This window comes from Desulfobacterium sp. N47 (assembly GCF_051233685.1).
GTDB lineage: Bacteria > Desulfobacterota > Desulfobacteria > Desulfobacterales > RPRI01 > RPRI01.
In genome coordinates, this window is sequence record NZ_JBAMMY010000067.1 from 1 (window position 1) to 21449 (window position 21449).

A 21449-nucleotide genomic window follows, 5' to 3' on the forward strand; every position below is an offset into this window, starting at 1 on the left:
AATTTTGCTTTTTAAGAGAGGGGACAAGTTTTTTCTTGACATTCAAAAAAGATGGTGTACGAATACAATGAAAGGAAGGCTTAATGTTCATAATACTGGAGGGCATTATTCCAGGTCTCCTATTGACGACGCTACCAAAATCTTAATCACAATAAATCCTTTTTGGTTTAACGATAAGTTATCTTCGGTTGTTTCCGTTCCGGAAGTCTGTAATATTTAGCCTTGGGATATCCCAACATTAAGGGGAAGTGATACGGATGGTTTTCCGGTAAATCCATATCTTCTTTTAAAGACGGCAAAGCAAGTAGTGCTCCGTTTAACAATCCGGCCCAGCATGTTCCAAGTCCCATTGTTGGAGCCAGCAGTTCAAGATAGGAAAGGGCCAAAATTATATCCGTTGCGCCACTCATTGCCTCTTTGGGCGCTGATGCAACTATTACTACCGGCGCTTTTCTGAGTACCGGATCATAGCCAGCATCCCATGCCGCCAAAACCTGATAAAGGTATGGGCTGGTTTTGGCAATCGAAGGGTCGTCTTTTAGCAACTGCCGTAGCCATTCCACAGTCTTTGCCGCCAGATTACGAATCACGGATTTATCCGTCAAAACCTGCCATTCCACCATCTGGCTGTTGCTGCCTGTAGGCGCATAGCGAGCTGTTTCAATAAGCTTTTGGATTTTTTCTTTCTCCACAGGTTTATCATGGTAAAATCGAATCGAACGGCGGGTTCTCAAAAACTGTACAGCCTGATCCTGACTTATTTTAAGTTCATCCTTTATTGCCGGAGATTTTTCGATGGGTATAAGTTCATGGCTTAAAGCCCCGTGAGGACATACAGCCACACAATGCCCGCAAACCCTGCACATGTTTTCCATATCAGGGGATATATACGGAAAGCCCCCGCCTTCAGGAATTCGTATAATAGCGGTCATGCAGTCTTTTGCGCAGAGTCCGTCCTGCTTACATTTGCTTTCATCTATTTTTAAAAGCCCCATTGGCATTTTCTCCTTATATTAATTCTATTATTTATGACTTTTTTTTCAAAAGAATCGCTCTTTTGCGAAGAGAATTATCACTGATATAAGCCCATAAGGTATCTAACTGGGCCTGTGATACATTCAGCTTTTTAATTAGCTGGCCATCAATTTTCCCTCTCTGACCTGAAACAACTTTTAACCAGCGCCGTACAGTTTCAAACTTAACATTCATGGCATCTGCAACACCTGTCAGAGACATTCCATTCACCAGAAGCTTTAAGGCCATCATAATCTTATCTTCCGGAGAACGCAGCCCATAAAAAATTGTTCCTGCTTTACTGCTAAATGATGTGCCGCATTGTTTACATATATACCTGCGTCTTAAGACCCCCTGTTTTGTTCTGTAGGTTCCGTTGCAGATTATATTTTGCCTTCTCCGGCTTTATCGTTCATTTCACATCCCGGATTAGGGCAGATTATTGTCTTTATATCGATTTCCCCCTCTTTTATTTCCGAACTCACCTTACTCACCTTATCAACGGATAAAGGAGTATCAACTGTTAAGGGAGGAGAATAGCTCTCAAATCGTTTAACCAGAATATCCAATTCGATTTCAAGTATTGACGGCACATCATCAGAAATTTTTCCTCGTAATCACAGGCATTCCACGCGATTCTCATGCCCAGATCACTGAAAAACTCTTTTCCTTAAATTCATCCTGGCTTATTTTGCGCCATTGCCGGTAATCCTTGATAAGCTGACCAAGTGATTTATAATGTTTAAAATTATTAGAGGACATGTCCTGGCCTTGATATAATTGCAATGCTGAGTATTATATGATCAAAAGACAGAAAAAATCAGCATATGTTGTTTATTAAATTTATTAAAAAATCAGAATTATTATCTTTTGCAAGATAGCAAATTTTAGATAAATCTTCAAATAAAAGGAGGAAGGAAATATGCAAACAACTGCATTAAGAAAGAACGATGAAATTGCAAGCTACCAAATAACTGAAAAACCGGTTTTAACCGAGCGTGTAGAAAGGCTTAAAGAAAGTTTTATCAATACGGAAATTAAGAGCTCTACAGAAAGAACAAGGGCTTTGCATGAGGTGTATAAGGAAGCAGGAGGGGAACCGATTGTTATTACCAGAGCAAAAGTTCTCGACAGATATCTTAGGAATATGACGCTTTATATTGATGAAAATCCGATCGTAGGCAGTTTAGCCAAAGACAGAAGGGGTGTTAATCCTTTTCCGGATTATTATAGTGGACCCCATGTCAAGATTATTTCTTCCGCAATACCAGCGCATTGCGGGTACAAACTAAAGATTGGCTAAGATCATATTTGCTTGTATTTCTATGCTTTTATATTGCTTTAAAATAATAAAGGGGACGATTTTTTAGACATCATCCCCTTTCACATAGACATTGTTATAATCGTATCTATTTCTTTTGTTCCAGCTTGAATATTTTTTCACACTTTTTAGCGGACTGTGCAGCTTCATTTGCAGCGTTTTCCGCATTCTTTGCTGCTTGCTGAGCACTCATAGCGTCAGTCTCTGCCTTTGTGGCCTTTTCATTAGCCTGATTAATAGAAGCAGTATTAGCATCAGCTTTGCTTTCAACTTCTTTAATTTTAGCTTCGTTTGCAGCTACTTTTTGTTCGAGAGCCCCAACACGGTCAGACAAAGGAGTAATCTCCTGTTTCAGGAAATCTTTTGTAGCACAACCTGATACAAAAACACCAAATAAGACCAACAAAAATATTGCTAAACAAATCTTTTTCATAAGCTATCTCCTTTAAAATGGTTTTTGGAAAAATATTGATTAATATATTGAAAAATATAAAACTTTCCTCTAAATCACCTCCTTTTTATTGGTTTTATAGTCATGAATACAGATACATTTTAATGTATGTCACCGGACTATACTACTGTCAATAAAAATAAGGAAATAATAATAAAAATAAGATATATTAAATATTATAAATACAGGATATTATAGTTAAATTTATTTGATAAAAAAATATAAATACTTTTGAGGAATATATATTTTTAAAGCATAAACAATAAGAGTACTATGGCGAAACTTTAGCATTAACGCGATAACGCAACAAGTCTGTATACTAACATACCGGAAAGCCAGGCAACATCTTCAGGCAAAAAAATATCACCGATGGTATCCTGGAATAAGATGTTTGCTTCGGGCGTAAATTCTTCATCACCTTCCCATAAAACAAGCTGCAATGAAACAAAAGGAAAGAGTTTAAACTCAAAACCGGCATCGCCAGCGTCAATAGCATTCCCGTTTAAACAGCCAGCGGCTTTTGCAAATAAAGCAATATCTTTTCCAAATACATTCTTCAAAGGATCTATCGCTCTTTTAACAAAAGCGGAGAAATAAAAAGAAGCTCCCGGAATTTCCCTGAACGAAATCCATTGTTCTGTTTTATTGCCTGGAAACTTTGCCATAAGATAATGCAGTATGATAACCTGTTCCTGAATAGGCACCTCTTTATTTTCAAACGCTTCATCCTTAAATTCAAAACCAGGCCAACTCAAAATATAGATTCTGTCTAAAAAGGAAACTCTAAGCTGATCAGTTCCGGTTTTATCGTATCCCGACCTTTTGGCTATCTCATCCAAAGACTCTTTTGCCAGTTCTTCTGCCGCTAATTTTTTTGCATTAATATAGTCATCTACACGTGCCATTATAATATTCCGGAAATTCGCAATTATGATAGTAAAATAGTTCTAATCCGTAAAAAAAAGCCCCACCCTGAATAAGGGAGAGGCTTTATATGTTTTCATGTATAATAAAAATCAGACTTCAAGCCATGAATCGGAATAAAGAGTCTTTCCAAGAATTACATTAGTCGTTTTTGCGTAATCCTGCATTTCTTTTGAAAGACCTGAAACATCAGGTTCATTGCCATCTACGATTGAATAAATCAGATCAACGATATCCTGACGTTTACCTTTTGCAATTTCAGTAAGCTTTTCATCAAGAGGATCTGAAATAACCGAATACATGCCTTTTTTCTGAAGCATAACCATATAGGTCTGATTCAGAATAGGGCGCAGATGAACCGGTGGGCCGTTTGAAATATTTGACAGGCCGCAAGTGCTCTTTGCACCGGGAGCAATATCTTCAATCATTCCCTGAAACTCCATAAGGCTTATAAGTTGAGGCTGCTGGATATTAACAGGTGTTACTATACCATCCACCCAGATTTTTTCGTTTGGAATGCCTGCTTCATTTGCAGCATATAAAAGTTCAACGCACAGAGCAGCACGTTCGTTCTCATCACGGGGAAGGCCGTCCGGCCCCCACATCAGTGCTATAAAATCAGCATTATACTTTGCTGCAAGAGGAATCATTTTCTCATAACGTTCGGGACGGCACATGATGGAATTGATAAGCGGCGGAAGTTTACATACTTTTAAAGCCGCTTCAATAGCATCGATGTTTGATGTATCGAGCACCAGAGGAATATCACTTACAACTTCCTGAACAACTTCAACAACCCATGGCATAAGTTCATGCCCGTCTTTTTTTGCCGGTCCGAGATTTATATCAATATAATCCATACCCTTTTCTTTTTGAAAAAGGGCCTCTTCCTGAATCGGTTTCGGGTCGCGTTCTTTGAAGGCCTTCCCGATCTTTTTTGAAATAACATTTAAACTTTCACCAATAAGTAACATACGACCTCCCCGTTTATTTGCTAACGGTTGTTAATGGTGGCGATATTCTTGTTTGTAAAAAAGAAAACCGCCACCTGCTTGTTATTACATTGCCTTCAAAAATGCCGGGATATGTGCTGCTTCACGAGGACCGACAGTAATCGTCCATCCGGGAAGTTCTTCTTCCATATCACCTGCAATAGCTGCAGCATAGCCTGGAATGATTATCTTGGTATGCTTTACCTTGTCGGTAATCCCGCTCTTTTTCACGAATGCACCTACATCATCGCCTGAGAATTTACCGGCGGCCCATGCAGTCATAACTGAAAGACCTTCCGAATCCTTTATCAGAAGCCATGACGGAACTTTACTGCTTTCAATTTCACCCGAAACAATAAAATAAGTAAGAGCAAAGTTTGTTGTAATAAGAACAGGAGAATTTTCATCAGGATTTCCGATAGGATAAATTCCCTGCGTTACTGTCATAGGTCTTTGAGGATCAGTGTAAATATTGAGTCTTTCAAGAAGAAGCGGGAATATATTCTCGCTCTTAAAATCCGACATCACCACAATTCCGCCATATTTAGCTACATGCATTGCGGCAATAAGATTTTCCATATCAAGATTTGATGCCATCTCACATGGAAGTGTTATTGTCGGAAAACCAAGAGACCTGTTTCCTGATTTAAGAGCTGCACGCCTAATAGCAACCATATCTTCCAAAGATTGCTTAATTTCTCTTGAGCCCGGATCAAGTATAAGGTCCTTTAAGCCCATACCGGTCAGTTTATCAGTAAGAGGAATCAAGCCTTCAACGGAATTTGCCTTAACTGCAAGAGGCAGATTATTTTCTTTTGCAATCTGCCCCATCGCATCTACATTGCCTTCAGTAGCGGCATATATAAGAGGCCTCTTGAACTTGCATGCATCTACCCCAGCTTTGATTACATCTGCGTTTTCACTCATTAGAATAAGATTGAATTCGGAAGTTTCGGCAATCATTTTTGCCTTCTTTGCAAATTCTTTCCCATCTCCTTTTACGTCTTTAAGGGCAATGAGTTCCGGCCGTAAATTCAATCCAACCCTTTCATACTGGAAAGCATTCCAGTTAATAAGCTTATCTTTAAGCTCAGCATCCTTTATATCGGAATTAATGAGAGCAGCAAATGCTGTCGGGTTGAAAAAAGTTTTTTCATGGCGGTATTGTACAGTCTCGCCACCGGTCGTGAACGAACGAACGCCTTTACCAACAATAACGGGACGTATAGGAGGCGCCGAAGCAGCCGAAAGTTGTTCCCTGGCTTCTTCGGAAACATATGGACAGCTATCAAGCTCAGCTTTGCCGGAAGCCAGGTTCATGGCAAATGCAAGGCATGTGGGAACGCCACACTCCTTACAGTTGGTTTTCGGCAGGAGTTTGAATATCTGAATACCGGTTAATGCCATTTTTATCTCCTTATTTAATTTAAATACAAAATTTCTTATTTGCCGGCTTTTTCAATTACCCCAAAAGAGAAGGCATGGTAAGAGCCGGATGTCCAACTTTCTGAAGGAAAGGCATAATTTCTTCTTCGGTTATCCCAACTGTCTCATCAGCGATCATGTCATACAGGTTGGGATATCCTAGTGCTTCTCCTCTTTTTATAATTCTGTCTTTGATCTCTTCTTTCAGGCTTTTTGGCATCCATACCATTCTTAAGAGTCCGCCATCGCCTTTGAGAAATTTTCCCTGAGTGATATTGAATTTTGAATGCCCCACAAAGCCCGGAGATGATGCTCCGCCACCCATAACTCCTGCCAGCGTGGTAAACTTCATGCCGCACGGAGTTTCACCGTTGTAATCACGATGAACAGTCATAACTCCGTTACATGTAGGCAGTGTGGCTGCAATAGCTTCACAGCAACCGCAGGTGGTCATCGGATCTTTGATCATTGAGTAAAAATTGTAGTGTGTAACGGCTCCTCTTGAAGCCTTGAATACAAAATCATTAACGCCTTTCCACTGTCCGAGAACCGGATCAAGACATTCGCCCTTTTCAATCGGCTGGTTTGGACCGGTCGGGTTTATTTCAAAAGAAGCCTTGCAGTCCATCCAGTTATATGCTCCGCAAAGACCCGTTCTTTCAGGGCTTACCGTACAAACATGATTCGGAGCAAACGACTGGCAAAGCGTGCATGAATAGTATATTTCAACCGATTCATCAGTCATCTTTTCAACGCGCTCATCTCTGGTCCTGTATTCAGCTCTCGCACGTTTTGTCAGTTTGTTAACATCTTCTTTCTTGGTGTAAAGAGTTACCTGCACCTTGTCCACTATTTTCTGGAAATCCTGGTGAAACTTAGCATGAAGCACAACTCCGATATCTTTTAACGAAAAGCCCTTTTCTACCGCAGCTTTGCTTACACGCACCCATGAAATATCTCTTTGCCCGATATGCATTATATACTGTATATAATTTACAAGATGATGAATCTGACGCTCCAGGATCGGCTCAAAATCAGATTGGAATTCACGTCCGGCAACCTGAACAAAGATTCCAAGATTAACCGATTCGCCCTGTTTCATATCCTTGATGTCAGGTCCTATAACTTCTACTTTACCGTCTTCAATTTCATTCATTTCCGCCATCTTGACAAGCTCAGTCGCCTGACTCTTGCCGCCACCCATCTGGCAGTAAAGATCGGCGCCTCTGACACGCTCGCCTTCATATGCAGGGCCAAAGGAGCATGGAATATCTATTTTTGAAACGGTAACCTTAAGGCCTCTGACTTCAACCGATCTCTGTACCATTTCTTCATAAGGCACATTAGCCACAACATGCTCGTATGTGCATATGCCTGTTGGAAGAATCTCAGGTATATCCGTATCTGCAAGAGTCGGAAAGCCCCAGTTTACGCAACCGGCAGCCGCTGCAGCCCATTCAGCGTTTACATCGCCAAGAGCGTTAACGAAAGCAAAAATACGATTCTTGTTATAAAGAAGCATGCGCTTATAGTCGCCAGGCTTTATGTTACCAAACGCCATGGCGGCTCTGTTTGCAAAACCAAGCGCAAATATAGCCGAAGAAATATCCGGGCCGAAAGGAACTATCCTCGTATTCCAGCCTATCTGGACTCCGGCTTCAAGAAGCTGTTCTGCTACCGTTGTTCCGTTCTGGTTTGCGGCAAGAAAGATATAAAGACTTCTTTTCTGGTATTCTTCAACAATTAATTTCGCGGTTTCAGGATCAGGCGCTGCGCCTACAATAGCTGCAAATCCTGGTGCGGAACCATCAACAAATTCAACTCCTCTTTTTCTGAAAACCGTATCATCGGCTGCTCCCAGCCAGATTTTTCCCGCTTCCTGGTCGATATCTTCGGAATGAAGATAAAAATCCGGCTCATTTAAATATCTTATTGCTTCCTGGATTTCAAAAGCAAAAAGAGCTGCCATACCTGCATCAAGAAGAGGCCCAAGATAGGGAAGATGATGGCTTCCTTTAACATGGGGCGGCAGAAGCCCTCTTGCAAATTCCAGGGGTTTTTTCATATCTTCAAGGGTTTCAACTTTCATACCCAGAAGAGAATATATTACCGGAAGGTAATAAGCCGTATTCGGAAAACCGACTTTTGTGTCGGCATTGTATGTCGCAAGGGCCTTTTTGTACATCCCTTCTACCTTTGATACTATATTATACCCGCCCTGAATGGCGGCAAATGCTACTAATCTTGACATATGTTCCTCCTTCGTTGAGGATTATTCAAATCTTGGTTTTAAATAAACAATCATGCCATAATTATACTGCTTCCAGTTTCATACGGTCAGCCATATCCATAAGCACTCTGTCCCTAGCCTTATCTATGCCCAAAGCCTTTCGTTTTTTATCAATATGGGCAATCATTTTGTGCGCGTGCTTGATCGGGTCTATCTCGAAATCCCACATGCCGCCATAGATCTTTTCCAGATCCTCGAACAGATATTTTTCAAACACGGGTGCGCCGCTGGTCGGAAATGTAACTCCGAATACGGTATATACGCCGGCAGTTACAAAGTAATGACCGATCGAAATGGCTTTTTCACTCATCCATTCCGGAGCGCTGCCTGCTACAGGAATATCGGATATATCTTTTCCAAGGCCGCCTGCTTTAACAACCTCCGTTGCAGCAAGAAGTATTCGGCTGTTGTCAACGCATGAGCCGAGATGAAGAACAGGAGGAATACCTACTGTTTCACAGACCTCCGCAAGCCCGGGGCCGCAGTAAACTGCCGCAGTTTCAGGGGTAAGAAGACCTTCCATTGCACAGGCTATTCCGTTACAACCTGTTGTAAGAACAATTACGTCATTTTTAATCAGCTCTTTAACCACCAAAATATGGCCTTCATTATGACGGGTTCTGGCGTTATTGCAGCCGACAACGCCTGCAATACCTCTTATTCGGCCGTTAATGATATTGTCATTTAATGTGTAATAGTCGCCACGGAAAGTTCCACCAAGATGATATTTAATGGATTCAACACCAAAGCCGGCGATCTGCGTGGCTTTCTGGCGGGGAATCATGACCTCTGCACGGCGGTTTTTGAAATTTTCGATGGCCATGCGAACAATGCGTTTGGCATCATCCATGGCATGATGTTCATCAAATTCGATATGAATAACGTTATCCTGCTCCATTCGGGCAATTGGATGTGTAGTGATCAGCTTGGTGTGGAAGCATTTGGCGACATTGGCTATATTTTGCATTATGCATTGAATATCCACTACCATGGCATCGCATGCGCCGGTGATGATAGCAAGTTCCTGCTGTAGGAATGTACCTGCCGTCGGCACGCCGTGGCGCTGAAGCATTTCGTTTCCGGTGCAGCATATACCGCCAAGCTGGATGCCCTTTGCGCCCATGCTCTTGGCGTAATCGATCATTTCCTTGGATTGTGCAGCGGCTACAAGCATCTCGGAAAGAACCGGCTCATGACCATGAATGATGAGATTGACATGGTCTTCCTTCATGATGCCAAGGTTGGCTTCGGACTGTACAGGATAAGGAGTACCGAACAAAATATCCTGAAGATCGGTTGCCAGCATGGAGCCGCCCCATCCGTCAGCTATGGCAGCACGCGTGCATTGCTTTACTATATTCTTATAGTCCTGATCCACGCCCATGTGGGTGCGGTGCATGATTTCGACGATTTCCCGGTCGATATTCCGGGGAATAACTCCTGCTTTTTTCCATTTTTCATAAAGCGGTTGAGGCGCGCGTTTCGCGTAAAGAAGCTCGCCTTCGGGTTTACCCCATTCGGCCAGCGCAATTTCTGCTACTTCCAGAGTAATTTCATCGATATTCCGATCGGCTTCTTTACCATCATCGGTTTTTACCGTAATGGCAACGCCCAAAGCCTCGGCAACAGCCAAAAGCTTCTGCGGATCTTTGATTTTGTAATCATTGGATTCTTTTCTCGCAACGGCCATGAATACTTCAGCCACGCAACGGCCATGATCCGAGTGGGCTGATGCACCGCCAGCCACCATTCTTGCAAAATTTCTTGCTGCAATCGTATTTGCTGTCGCGCCACAAAGGCCTTTTCGTTCATCCGGCCCATCTTCAACGGATTTGGTCAGGGGCAGACGGCAGGGTCCCATAGAGCAGTTTTTGCAGCATGTGCCCTGAACGCCTATATTACAGGGTTTCATATTTTCAGCCCTGTCAAAAATTGTTTCAACACCCAGTTCCTGGGCGCGCTTGATCATAATCTGGGTCGCAAGGTCCATGGATGCGGCTACCGGATCGGCAACTTTTTTCTCCTTGGGAGTCTTGACAACCTTTTCTTTTGTTTCTTCTGCCATTAGAGGTTCCTCCTCATATTGTTTATTGTTCAGGCACCGTCACCAATATGGATTATTACCATAGTAAATAAGGAGACGTACACCATACACTATCACAAAAATTAAAGCCTTCTGTGTATTCTTTTCAATCTATCCAGCATTTTATCAGTTTCTGACTTCTGCTCGGCAGCAGCCGTCATTGCTGCTTTTATGCCAGGAGCCATTTTCTTTGCCGCAAGGCGCTCTTCGCGTTCCTGAGATCTCTTGTCCCTGATTGCTTGTTCTTCAGCTTCTTTCTTAGCCCTTGCCTGCTCTTCAGCTTTTGCCTTTGCATCAGCATCAGCTTTTACTTTCGCATCAGCTTCGGCTTTTGCTTTAGCCTCGGCATCCGCCTTCGCTTTTGCCTCAATTTCGGTTTTAGCAGCAGCATCTGCCTTAGCTTTTGCTTGCTCTTCAGCTTTTACTTTAGCAGCAGTTTCAGCATCTGCAGCTTTAGCTTTCATATCCTCTTTAGGAGCAGCAGGCGCTTCAGCCTTTGGCTCTGACTTGGGAGCGGCTTTTGCTTCCGCTTTCGGCGCAGCCGGTTTTGCTTCTGCTTTAGGAGCTTCCGCTTTTTTAGCCGGTTCGGCTTTTTTAGCTTTTTCTTCTTCTATTGTAAGATTCGGTTCAGGCGATAATGCTTTGAAATCGATAGCAACATCACTCAGTTTCTTCTTAATAGGCTCAACCTTCTGCAGTGAGCCGCCATCCGCCAGGCAATCGATAAAAGATTTAACCATACGAATAGCTTCAGGATGCCTCATAATGAGTATATCCGAACCAGCAAGAAGATAACTTACCGCGCCAACGGCTTCCATGAGAATACCGCGCTTTTCGGGATCGCCAAGAGCCGGAGCATCTTTTTCTGTCTGTTTTGCTTCTTTGCATTTCCAGACTTCGTTTCCGAGATTATTGATCAAAGGATACTGCAGCTTGTCATCGCCCTGAGCAAGGGCTGCCATTCTCAAACGTTCCATAACGGAATAGGAATATTCCATACCGTATCCAAGACCGCCTGTTGTAGGATCAACAATAATTTTCTCAGTTGAAACGCCCAGATTTTCAAGAAGAATATTTATCTGTTTTGCAAGGTTAACGTCTATGGGTGATGATGAAATAAGGGTATGACCATATCCCATGGCACTTGCACCTATACCCTTGTGATTCTTGTCTTCAACCGGTCCCATCGTAAGATTTTCGCCCTGGCATTCTTCAGCGACTTTCTTTAATACTGCCTCGTCTTTCTGGGTGTTGGCACATCCCCAGACAATCAGAGGAACTTTAACAGCAGCACTGACTTTCTTTACTGTTGCAGCAATTTCTTCAGGTGATGCGTCTTTGCCGTTAGGATCAGCGCTCTTTAACTGAAGAACAATCATTTCAGCACCATATTCATCAACACTCTTTTTGGCCCAGGCTACAGGATCGGAAACCACATCCTTAAAATAGCATAGCACTGATTCCGGCCAGTCTTCCGGTTCAGTGTCCCAGATTTCCATTGCAATCCTGGGTTTATTCGGCATGCTTCCTTCAAAAAGATAGAAAGGATAGCATGTCTCACCACCGACAGTAACAGCATTTTTGCCTTTTCCTATTGTAATGCCCTTTATACCGCCGGAATAAGATTCTTTATATATTTCAAAACCCAAAGCTACCTCCTTTTAATAAAAAGCTAATCCACTATAAAGTTAGGGGATTAACAAAAAAATTATGGGTAAAAAAAACAACCTCTGCCTTAAAAATAAAACCGATCCTCCTTTCATTAGTTTTCAATTTTATTATAAATCCAAGTAATTATAACCAATAAACCGATTTTAACCGGTTAGATAGAAATAAATTTTTATGTAGCATTTTTAAAATATAAAACAATATATGATTGCCTTATATTGAGATTTTTAGTTTGTCAATAATTAAACCATTCAACGGTAAATTAGTGCATTGAATTGTCATTTTTTATTTTTTTTGTTGTCATGATATTGTTAAAAAATTATATTTAACACATGTTAAATTTTGACATATGGAGACACCATGTTTGAACAGGAATTAAACAGACATTGGAAAACGGTAATAGATACCATTTTAGATGGTGTGATGATTGTGGACAAAGCCGGAAACATTGTTTTTGTTAATAAGGCCTTTGAATCAATCACAGGATACCCATACCAGGAAGTCATCGGAAAATCCTGCATGCTATTAGCCTGCGACACCTGTGAGGTTTTTCGGCAAACTCAGGATGATATATGGTGCGAACTCTTCAAAACCGGCACGTTGGATATGAGAAGGTGCAGACTGACAAGAAAGGACGGTCGGCATGTTGATGTAATAAAAAATGCATCCGTTCTAAGAGACTTGAAAGATAAGGTTATGGGTGCTGTTGAAACGATTACAGATATAACGGAAATTATCAAAAAAGACACCCGGATTACAGCTTTAAGGGATCAACTTTGTTCAGAAAACGGGTTTCAGGGGATGTTGGGTGCTTCTGTCGCCATTGAGCGGGTCTTTGAGTTGATCTCTAATGTTGCCACTTCGGATGCCCCAATTATTATTTTCGGAGAAAGCGGAACCGGAAAAGAACTGGTAGCCAGGGCCATTCACGATATAGGTCAGCGTAAAAATAAACCATTTGTCAAAGTTAACTGTGCAGCCCTGAATGAATCTTTGCTTGAGAGTGAGCTTTTCGGCCATGTGAAAGGGGCCTTCACGGGCGCACACAAAGGTAGAGAGGGAAGGTTTGAGGCGGCGCACGGAGGAGACATCTTTCTGGACGAGATCGGAGACTTGCCTCTTATTACACAAATAAAATTGCTCCGCGTTCTTGAAGAAAAAACTATTGAGCGAGTTGGAGATAATAAGCCAATTCGAGTTGATGTTCGTATAATTACGGCAACAAATAAAAATCTGGAAACCCTTGTTAAAAATGGTTCTTTTCGGGAAGATCTTTTTTACCGGATCAATGTAATTCCCATTTATGTTCCCCCTTTACGAAAAAGACGTGAAGATATCCCGCTTTTTGTTGATCATTCTATACAGAGAATTCGACTTAAAACCGGCAAGGATATAAAAGGAATAGATGACAATGCTATGAGGCTGTTAATGACTTATGAATGGCCTGGAAATATCAGGGAGTTGAAAAGCGCTTTTGAATATGCAGCTGTTTCTTGTCAGGAATCCATAATTAAGCCTCATAATTTTCCCCCCAACATATATCAACAAAACATAAGTCCGGTGACAAAATCCAAAAAGTCAAAACCTGATCGCATAGCAGTGAAAAAGACTCAAATTATTGAAGCTTTAAAACAGGCGGACGGGAACCAATCGGAAGCGGCCCGCATTTTAGGTATTTCCCGTGTAACGGTTTGGAGCCGGATGAAGCGGTTCGATATCCAATTGAAGCGCGAAGCAAAAATCTGAATTTTTGATGATTCAATAATTTTAACACATGTTAAGATTTTAACACATAAGAGAAAAATATCGAACAAAATATTGACAAATATTGTATAATCATCTTAATTCATTGTTTGGTTTGAAATCATAAAAAAAACTCTTAAAAGGCATGATACTTGCTTTGACTATTACGTAAACGCAAAGGATTGACTTAAACTCCTTGTTATAAAGGCCCAAAAAGTATAAATCAGCATCGGATTATAAATCCTCTGGGTCGGTATACAACTCTTAATCCATAATAGGAGATAGGTTCATGTTTTATCACATCGCTTTGTATATCTCTCTCGCAATATTTGTTTTCGGTATGACCTATAAAATATCCAACTGGTTCAGAAGAAGTATTGGATTCAATGCTGCAAATATTTCTGCGACTGATAGAGTTGTTACAGTGATAAAAGGAACTTTAAAAACTCTTTTAAGCGCTAAAATTGCGATCCTGATAAGGGTTTTTGTCCTTGATATTATACTCCAGATTCGTGTGCTAAAAGAGAGTTTTATCCGATGGCTTATGCATATGCTTATTTACTTTGGCTTTATGATGCTTTTCTTTATGCATGCTATGGATAAATTCATCACCCAGCCTATTTTTCCTGATTACTATTCTACACTCAATCCTTTTTTGTTTCTAAGAGATATGTTCGGACTAATGGTGATAATCGGTATTTGCATTGCAATTGTCAGGCGGATAATTTTAAGAGCGCCGAAACTCAAAACCGGTTCAATGGATGTTTATGCTATTTTTATTCTTACCATAATTATATTTTCAGGTATTTTTCTGGAAAGCGTCAAAATCACATCCCGTTCAATTTTTCAGGAGATGGTTGATGAATATTCGGATTTAGACGTTGAAGAAGCTCAGGCGCTTGAAGCATTTTGGGTGAAAAATTACGGGTTGGTCAGTTCTGATTTGAAGGGCCCATTTGATGATGAGACACTAAAAACAGGAGCGGAAAGTCATGAAACAAACTGCGCCTCATGTCATTCGAGCCCCCGGTATGCTTTAACGGGTTATGCGGTGGCAAAAGTTATCAAACCTTTTGCTGGTGCTTTCGATCGTGCTGATATGCCTGTCATACTCTGGTATATTCATTTTCTGTCATGCTTTATCGGTCTTGCATATCTTCCATTCAGCAAAATGTTTCATATTTTCGCGAGCCCTATAAGCCTGTTATCTAATGCGGTCATGGATAATAAAAAATCCAACCCGGCCAATATCGCTACCAGACAAATTTTGGAACTGGATGCCTGTACCCACTGCGGGACATGCAGCCGGCGATGCTCAGTTCGTGTAGCCTATTTTAAAAATGGGAATATCACAGTTCTTCCTTCAGAAAAAATGGCCTTTCTCAAAAATTATGTGGCCAATAAAAAATTAAGTGATGATTCACTTAAAACTATTCAGGAAGGCGTCTATATGTGCACAAATTGTGATCGTTGTACTGTAGCGTGCCCCGTTGGAATCAACCTGAGAGAACTTTGGCAAAATGTCAAGGAAGAAATGCTTCAAAAAGGGCATTCGACACCGCTTGTACTCTCGCCGCTTTCTTTTTATCGCAGCATAGATCTAAGTGAGCTTGATCCTGCTGATTATATAAAACCATTGAATAATATAAGGGAAAAAATCGCAAACGCATGCGGGTATATAGAAAAATCGGAGAAGATTATTACTCTAAGCCCGATAAATAAGGAATTAAAGCTTAATACCGGTCAGTCTTATCAGGCAAATAATTATTCCTGTTGTTTTTCCTGTGAGAACTGCTCAACCGTTTGTCCTGTCGTCAGAAATTATGAAAACCCGGAAGAGGTACTTGGAATGCTTCCGCATCAGATAATGCGTTCTCTTGATTTAGGCCTTAAGGATTTGGCTCTCGGATCAAAAATGCTGTGGGATTGTGTTACATGCTATCAGTGTCAGGAACACTGCCCGCAGGGTGTAAAAGTGACAGAAGTGTTTTATGAACTGAAAAATATGGCATTAAAAGAGGCAAGCAATCTTTAGATCGGCTGTGATAAGCTAACGCTAAAAAGCAGGAAAACAATGATGAAATACGCATTATTTCTAGGGTGTACAATACAACGACGCGTCCGGCAGTATGAGCTTTCTTCAAGGGCTGTCCTGAAAAAGCTGGGCGTTAAATCAGTAACTCTTAAACAATTTAACTGTTGCGGTTATCCCCTCAGAAACTCTGATTTCAAGATGTTTGTGCTTTTGGGCGCAAGGAATCTTGCTATTGCAGAAAAGCGGGGGCTGCATCTGATGACCCTTTGCAAATGCTGTTACGGCAGTCTTAAGAAAGTAAATGACCTGTTGAAAAATGATCCGTCACTGCTTAACGAAACCAACGCAATATTGGCGAAGGAACAACTTGCATACACTGGAAACGCTGAAGTGACACATCTCCTTTCAGTACTCCACAAGGATGTGGGATTAGAAGCAATAAAAGAAAAAGTTAAAGTAAAATTCAAAGATCTTAATATTGCAACGCATTACGGATGTCATGCATTGCGACCAAGTGAAATCACACAATTTGATAATGCCGCAGATCCTGTTTTGTTTGATCAATTGGTGGAGGTCACCGGAGCCAGGAGCATAGAATGGCCATTGAAACTTGAATGCTGCGGAGCGCCGCTTACCGGAGTAAACGATGAGCTTTCAATGGATTTGATGGGAAAAAAGATATCATCCGCAACGCAGGCAGGTGCTCACTTTCTTTGTGTCGGCTGCCCATGGTGTTATGTGCAATTTGATAGTGTTCAGGTGAAAATGTCTTTAAAGCGCGGCATAAACAATCAACTGCCCGGTATCCTGTATCCGCAGCTTCTCGGTCTTGCTATGGGTATTGGCGGCAACATGCTCGGATTAGATAAGAATCAGATAGAGTTAACAAGTATAAAAAACTTTTTGGCAATAGATAGCCAGGAAGGGCAGAAACAATAAAAAGTTCCGGAGGTAATATGTCTCAAGAAAAGGTCGGGTCTATAATGGTCATCGGTGGAGGTATTTCCGGGATGCAGGCAGCGCTTGATGCCGCAAACACAGGCTATTACGTCTATCTTGTAGAAAAAACCGCTTCCATTGGCGGGATCATGTCCCAACTGGATAAAACTTTTCCCACTAATGACTGTGCTATGTGAATTATTTCTCCGAAACTGGTCGAGGTCGGCCGGCACATAAATATAGAGTTGCTTACCCTTTCAGAGGTTATGGACATATCGGGCAAGTCAGGGCAGTTTAAAGTTCACGTTATCCAGCATCCCAGATATGTGGATATGAATAAATGCCTTGCCTGTGGCCTGTGCGCACAGAAATGCCCTAAAAAAGTTGACAATGAATATGACGAAGGTCTCAGCAAACGTAAGGCTATCTATGTGAAGTATGCTCAAGCTGTTCCTCTTAAATATGCTATTGATCCGAACAATTGTGTATATTTTGAAAAAGGGAAAGGCAGGGCCTGCGAAAAATTCTGTCCTTCGAAAGCGATCAATTTTGATGACAAAGAAAAAGATCTTATTTTTAATGTGGGAGCTATTATCGTTGCCGCAGGTTGTGAAGCCTACGACCCGGGCGCCCATGATGTATATGGTTATCGGAAATCTCCCAATATTGTGACAAGTTTACAATTTGAACGGATGCTCTCTCCATCCGGACCTTATCAAGGCCGTCTCGTGACGCCGTCAAACAATAAAAAGCCGGAAAAAATAGCGTGGCTACAGTGCGTAGGCTCCAGAGATTCACATATCGGGGCGAGAAATTATTGCTCATCATTATGTTGCACTCAAGCAATTAAAGAGGCAATGGTTGCAAAAGAGCACTGCAAAAATATGCTGGATACGGCTATCTTTTATATAGATGTGCGCACTCATGGAAAATATTATGAGAGATACTACAGAAAAGGAAAAAATGAAATAGGCATACGTTTTATAAAAACCAGAATTACCAATATTATACGGATGAATAATGAACGGCTTCTCATATGCTATGTTAATGAAGCAGGAAAACGGGTGGACGAAGAATTCGACATAGTGGTGCTTTCTGTGGGTATTGGCGTGAGCCAGGATACGATTGATCTTGCGGGCAGGTTGGGAATCGAGCTTGATCATTTTAATTTTGCTACTGTTTCGTCATTTGAACCAACAAGGACATCTGTGCCCGGAATATTTGTGAGCGGAACTTTTGAGGCGCCCAAGGACATCCCCGGGTCAATAATCGAATCAAGCGCTGCTGCAGGTGTTGCAGGCAGCACTCTCAGCGAATCCCGCTGGACCCTCACCAAGGTCAAAGAAATACCAAAAGAAATAGATGTGAGAGGTGAGTCCATACGCACCGGAATCTTTGTTTGTCGATGCGGAGTAAATATCGCCTCGATTGTTGATGTAGCCTCTGTTGTCGAATATGCCAAAACTCTTCCCGGCGTTGTTTACGCAGAGGATAACATGTTCAGTTGTTCACAGGACACCCAGGCTAAGATAACTCAAGCGATTAAAGACGAGAATCTTAATCGCCTGGTTGTGGCTGCATGCACTCCCAAAACTCATGAATCGCTTTTTCAGGAAACAGCGACAAATGCGGGTCTCAACAAATACCTGTTTGAGATGGCCAATATCCGCAACCAGTGTTCCTGGGTACATGCCGAATTTCCTGAAGATGCCACGGAAAAAGCGAAAGATCTTGTAAGGATGGCCGTAGCCAGGGTGAGCTTGCAGGAGCCGCTTATCGAACCGTCAATTGAAATCAACCAATCTGTCCTTGTGATAGGCGGAGGCGTAGCAGGAATAATTGCGGCAAAAACCCTTACGGAACAGGGCTATCACACATATCTTGTTGAAAAAAGCGAGCAACTCGGCGGTCACGCCCGCCGTATGTATCGCACCTGGCGGGGCGATGATGTCCGGGAGCATTTATCCACGCTTCTGATTGATGAAGTTTTGGCGCATGAAAAAATTGATGTGCGTTTAAATACGGAAATAAAAAATGTGGAAGGTTTTGTCGGAAATTTTGAAACTACTGTTTGCACAAACGGTAAAGAAGAAGTGCTGAAACATGGCGTGGCCATTATTGCGACCGGAGCGTCTGAATTCAAACCTGATAAATACCTTTATGGCTTGAATCCCCATGTCCTGACCGGTTTGGAATTGGATCAAATGCTTATTGAAAACAGCCGAAGGCTTAAGAGTATATCATCCATTGCCTTTATACAATGCGTTGGTTCGCGCAATGAAGAGAGACCTTATTGTTCAAAAATATGCTGTTCTCATTCGGTAAAAAATGCCATTAATCTCAAAAAATTAAATCCTGAAATAGACGTTTTTATTATATATAGGCAATTACGAACCTATGGATTACGTGAAGATATGTATCGTCAGGCCAGAGAAATGGGTGTTCATTTCCTGCGATATGACTATGACAAGCAATTGTCCGTTGAGAAGGACGGTAAAAATCTTGTCGTAGAATTTACCGATACAGTAATCAAACGGAAGATGGCAATACATGCGGATTTCGTTGTGCTTGCCACAGCTATCATAGCGCCGAAAGAAAATCCCTTGGCAAATATGTTTAAGCTGACACTCGATGAAGACGGCTTTATTGAGGAGGCGCACGTTAAGCTCAGGCCTGTCGATTGCACAACTGATGGCGTGTTTATCTGCGGATTGGCTCATGCTCCGAAGCCGCTTAATGAATCAATTGCCCAGGCCCAGGCAGCAGCGACAAGGGCTATAACGCTATTAGCCAAAAGTACTTTGCAAACGAGCGGAACAGTAGCACAGGTAAATTCCGTATTTTGCAGCGGTTGCGGGGTTTGTGTGAAAATATGTCCTTACTCGGCATTGTCATTCATCGAAAAAGGGCCTTTTACAGGCAGGGCGAGTGTCAATCAGATACTCTGTAAAGGATGCGGACTTTGCGTAGCTTCCTGCCGTTCCGGCGCAATTAATCTGAAGGGGTTTGGTACAGATCAAATTATGGCAATGATAAATGAAATTTAGGTATTGTTAAATATACACTTATTTACTTAATTCATTAAGGATAATTAAGGATAATAAAATGACTGATTGGCAACCGAAAATAGCCGTTTTTCTATGCAACTGGTGCAGTTACGCTGCGGCAGACGTTGCAGGGGTGAACCGTCTCCAGTATCCGCCCAATTTCAGGATTATAAGGGTGCCATGCTCAGGCCGTGTCAGCCCTAAGTTAATTCTTGCAGCCTTTCGCCATGGCGTAGATGGGGTTTGGGTTTCCGGGTGACACCCTGGCAACTGTCATTACCTGGAAGGTAATTATTACGCGAGAAGGAAATTTGCCCTTTTAAAAGGACTTCTGGAACATATCGGCATTGAACCGGGAAGGCTTCATTTTTCCTGGATATCTTCTGCAGAAGCAGGTAAGTTTGCTGATGTAGCACGTAACATATCCGATGAAGTAAAAATGCTGGGTCCCGCAAAATACTTTATCAAGAAAAGAGCTGAGGTGGCGTAATGATCGAATATGCGGCGCTCATAAGGGAAAAGGCCGGAAAATTACTCCGGGACGGAACGGTAGATGTGTTCATCGGCTATAAAAAAGGAACTGTTCCGATGAAAAACGAGCCGGTTCTTGTCTCAGAGGCGGATAAAGCCGGTGTTTTATACTGGGACAGCCATTGCGGTTTGAATCTGTGTAATTATTTGACCGAACGAAAAGACCGGATCGGTATTATTGCCAATGGATGCAATTCCAGGAGCATCGTGACACATATCACCGAAAATCAGATCCGGCGGGACCAGTTGCATATTGTCGGGATTCCCTGCACAGGGATTATTGATCACACAAAGGTAATGCAGGCTGTTGATCAGAAGGAAATACTGGATGTCTGGGAGTCAAATGACAAACTGACTGTCGCAGGAAACGGATTCGAAGAAACTTTTAAGAAAAAGGATTTTTTAAGAAATAATTGCGCACTGTGCCGCCATCGAAATCCCGTTATTTTCGATGAGATGATTTCGGAGACGGTTAAAGAACAGAAAGGCATCGAAGCGTATGCGGATGTGAAAAAGATTGAAGAAATGGCTCCCGATAAGAAATGGGAATTTTTCAACAGTGTCATAAAAAATTGCATTCGATGTTATGCATGCCGAAATGCCTGTCCGTTGTGTTACTGCCCCACATGTTTTGTGGACGAATCTCAGCCCCAGTGGGTGGGGAAGAGTCTTGACCCTGTTGATACAATGACCTTTCATATCCTGAGGGCATACCACTGTGCAGGCCGTTGCACGGACTGTGGCGCCTGTGAGACCGTTTGCCCGATGGGCATACCAATCAGGCAGTTTACCAAAAAACTGAATAAGGATACGGAGGATTATTTTTCCTGGGAAGCAGGTCTCGATCCGAATCAAAGACCGCCGCTGGATATTTACAGACCGAATGATTATAACAGTTTTATTAAATAAGGGCCATGAGACGGATGCCTACTTAGACGTAATATTTGTTTCCGAGACTCCCGGGGTGCTGGCAAATCCTACCGGGA

General features: G+C 42.0%; 17 protein-coding genes. 7 read left to right on the forward strand and 10 right to left on the reverse strand.

Features of this window, described 5'->3' with window-relative positions; all coding sequences use genetic code 11:
• Positions 1-167: 167 nt before the first annotated feature.
• From VXK47_RS03925 to VXK47_RS03935, 3 genes are all read right to left on the reverse strand, one after another.
• Positions 168-995, reverse strand: a complete 828-nt coding sequence (locus tag VXK47_RS03925) for a nitroreductase family protein (protein ID WP_435547465.1) — start codon at positions 993-995, stop codon at positions 168-170.
• A 31-nt stretch (positions 996-1026) separates the two neighbouring features.
• The gene (locus tag VXK47_RS03930; protein ID WP_435547466.1) at positions 1027-1266 is read right to left on the reverse strand and encodes a hypothetical protein; all 240 of its coding nucleotides are present in this window, start codon (positions 1264-1266) and stop codon (positions 1027-1029) included.
• 131 nt (positions 1267-1397) lie between these two features.
• Complete coding sequence (locus tag VXK47_RS03935; RefSeq protein ID WP_435547467.1) at positions 1398-1607, reverse strand: hypothetical protein; 210 nt, start codon at positions 1605-1607, stop codon at positions 1398-1400.
• Between the two features lie 329 nt (positions 1608-1936).
• Between VXK47_RS03935 and VXK47_RS03940 the strand changes: the two genes are divergently transcribed.
• A complete protein-coding gene (locus VXK47_RS03940; RefSeq protein WP_435547468.1) occupies positions 1937-2317 on the forward strand; it encodes a pyruvate formate lyase family protein in 381 nt (126 codons plus the stop codon).
• A 106-nt stretch (positions 2318-2423) separates the two neighbouring features.
• On the opposite strand, the gene VXK47_RS03945 is transcribed toward VXK47_RS03940, so the two are convergent.
• The 7 genes from VXK47_RS03945 to VXK47_RS03975 all read right to left on the reverse strand — a co-directional run bounded on the left by VXK47_RS03945 (position 2424) and on the right by VXK47_RS03975 (position 12149).
• Positions 2424-2768, reverse strand: a complete 345-nt coding sequence (locus VXK47_RS03945) for a hypothetical protein (protein ID WP_435547469.1) — start codon at positions 2766-2768, stop codon at positions 2424-2426.
• 308 nt (positions 2769-3076) lie between these two features.
• Positions 3077-3691: a DUF3786 domain-containing protein gene (locus VXK47_RS03950; RefSeq protein WP_435547470.1), complete on the reverse strand. Its 615-nt coding sequence runs from the start codon at positions 3689-3691 to the stop codon at positions 3077-3079.
• A gap of 111 nt (positions 3692-3802) precedes the next feature.
• Positions 3803-4684, reverse strand: a complete 882-nt coding sequence (locus VXK47_RS03955) for a dihydropteroate synthase (protein WP_435547471.1) — start codon at positions 4682-4684, stop codon at positions 3803-3805.
• A gap of 84 nt (positions 4685-4768) precedes the next feature.
• A complete protein-coding gene (acsC, locus tag VXK47_RS03960) occupies positions 4769-6109 on the reverse strand; it encodes an acetyl-CoA decarbonylase/synthase complex subunit gamma (protein WP_435547472.1) in 1341 nt (446 codons plus the stop codon).
• Positions 6110-6164: 55 nt separating this feature from the next.
• On the reverse strand, positions 6165-8378 hold the full coding sequence (gene acsB, locus VXK47_RS03965; protein WP_435547473.1) for a CO dehydrogenase/CO-methylating acetyl-CoA synthase complex subunit: 2214 nt from the start codon (positions 8376-8378) through the stop codon (positions 6165-6167).
• A 61-nt stretch (positions 8379-8439) separates the two neighbouring features.
• Positions 8440-10482, reverse strand: coding sequence for an anaerobic carbon-monoxide dehydrogenase catalytic subunit (gene cooS, locus VXK47_RS03970; protein WP_435547474.1), 2043 nt, complete (start codon positions 10480-10482; stop codon positions 8440-8442).
• 101 nt (positions 10483-10583) lie between these two features.
• Entirely contained in the window at positions 10584-12149 is a 1566-nt protein-coding gene (locus tag VXK47_RS03975) for an acetyl-CoA decarbonylase/synthase complex subunit delta (RefSeq protein WP_435547475.1), read from the reverse strand.
• Positions 12150-12528: 379 nt separating this feature from the next.
• On the opposite strand from VXK47_RS03975, the gene VXK47_RS03980 reads away from it, so the two are divergent.
• From VXK47_RS03980 to VXK47_RS04005, 6 genes are all read left to right on the forward strand, one after another.
• Positions 12529-13914 (forward strand): sigma-54 interaction domain-containing protein, encoded by a 1386-nt coding sequence (locus tag VXK47_RS03980; RefSeq protein WP_435547476.1) that lies wholly within the window; start codon positions 12529-12531, stop codon positions 13912-13914.
• A 286-nt stretch (positions 13915-14200) separates the two neighbouring features.
• Positions 14201-15946: a 4Fe-4S dicluster domain-containing protein gene (locus VXK47_RS03985; protein WP_435547477.1), complete on the forward strand. Its 1746-nt coding sequence runs from the start codon at positions 14201-14203 to the stop codon at positions 15944-15946.
• A gap of 39 nt (positions 15947-15985) precedes the next feature.
• On the forward strand, positions 15986-16885 hold the full coding sequence (locus VXK47_RS03990; protein WP_435547478.1) for a CoB--CoM heterodisulfide reductase iron-sulfur subunit B family protein: 900 nt from the start codon (positions 15986-15988) through the stop codon (positions 16883-16885).
• Between the two features lie 17 nt (positions 16886-16902).
• Entirely contained in the window at positions 16903-19932 is a 3030-nt protein-coding gene (locus VXK47_RS03995) for an FAD-dependent oxidoreductase (RefSeq protein ID WP_435547479.1), read from the forward strand.
• Positions 19933-19990: 58 nt separating this feature from the next.
• Positions 19991-20422 (forward strand): hydrogenase iron-sulfur subunit, encoded by a 432-nt coding sequence (locus VXK47_RS04000; RefSeq protein WP_435547480.1) that lies wholly within the window; start codon positions 19991-19993, stop codon positions 20420-20422.
• Complete coding sequence (locus VXK47_RS04005; RefSeq protein WP_435547481.1) at positions 20422-21372, forward strand: 4Fe-4S dicluster domain-containing protein; 951 nt, start codon at positions 20422-20424, stop codon at positions 21370-21372. The genes VXK47_RS04000 and VXK47_RS04005 overlap by 1 nt, the downstream gene beginning before the upstream one ends.
• Positions 21373-21449: the final 77 nt, after the last annotated feature.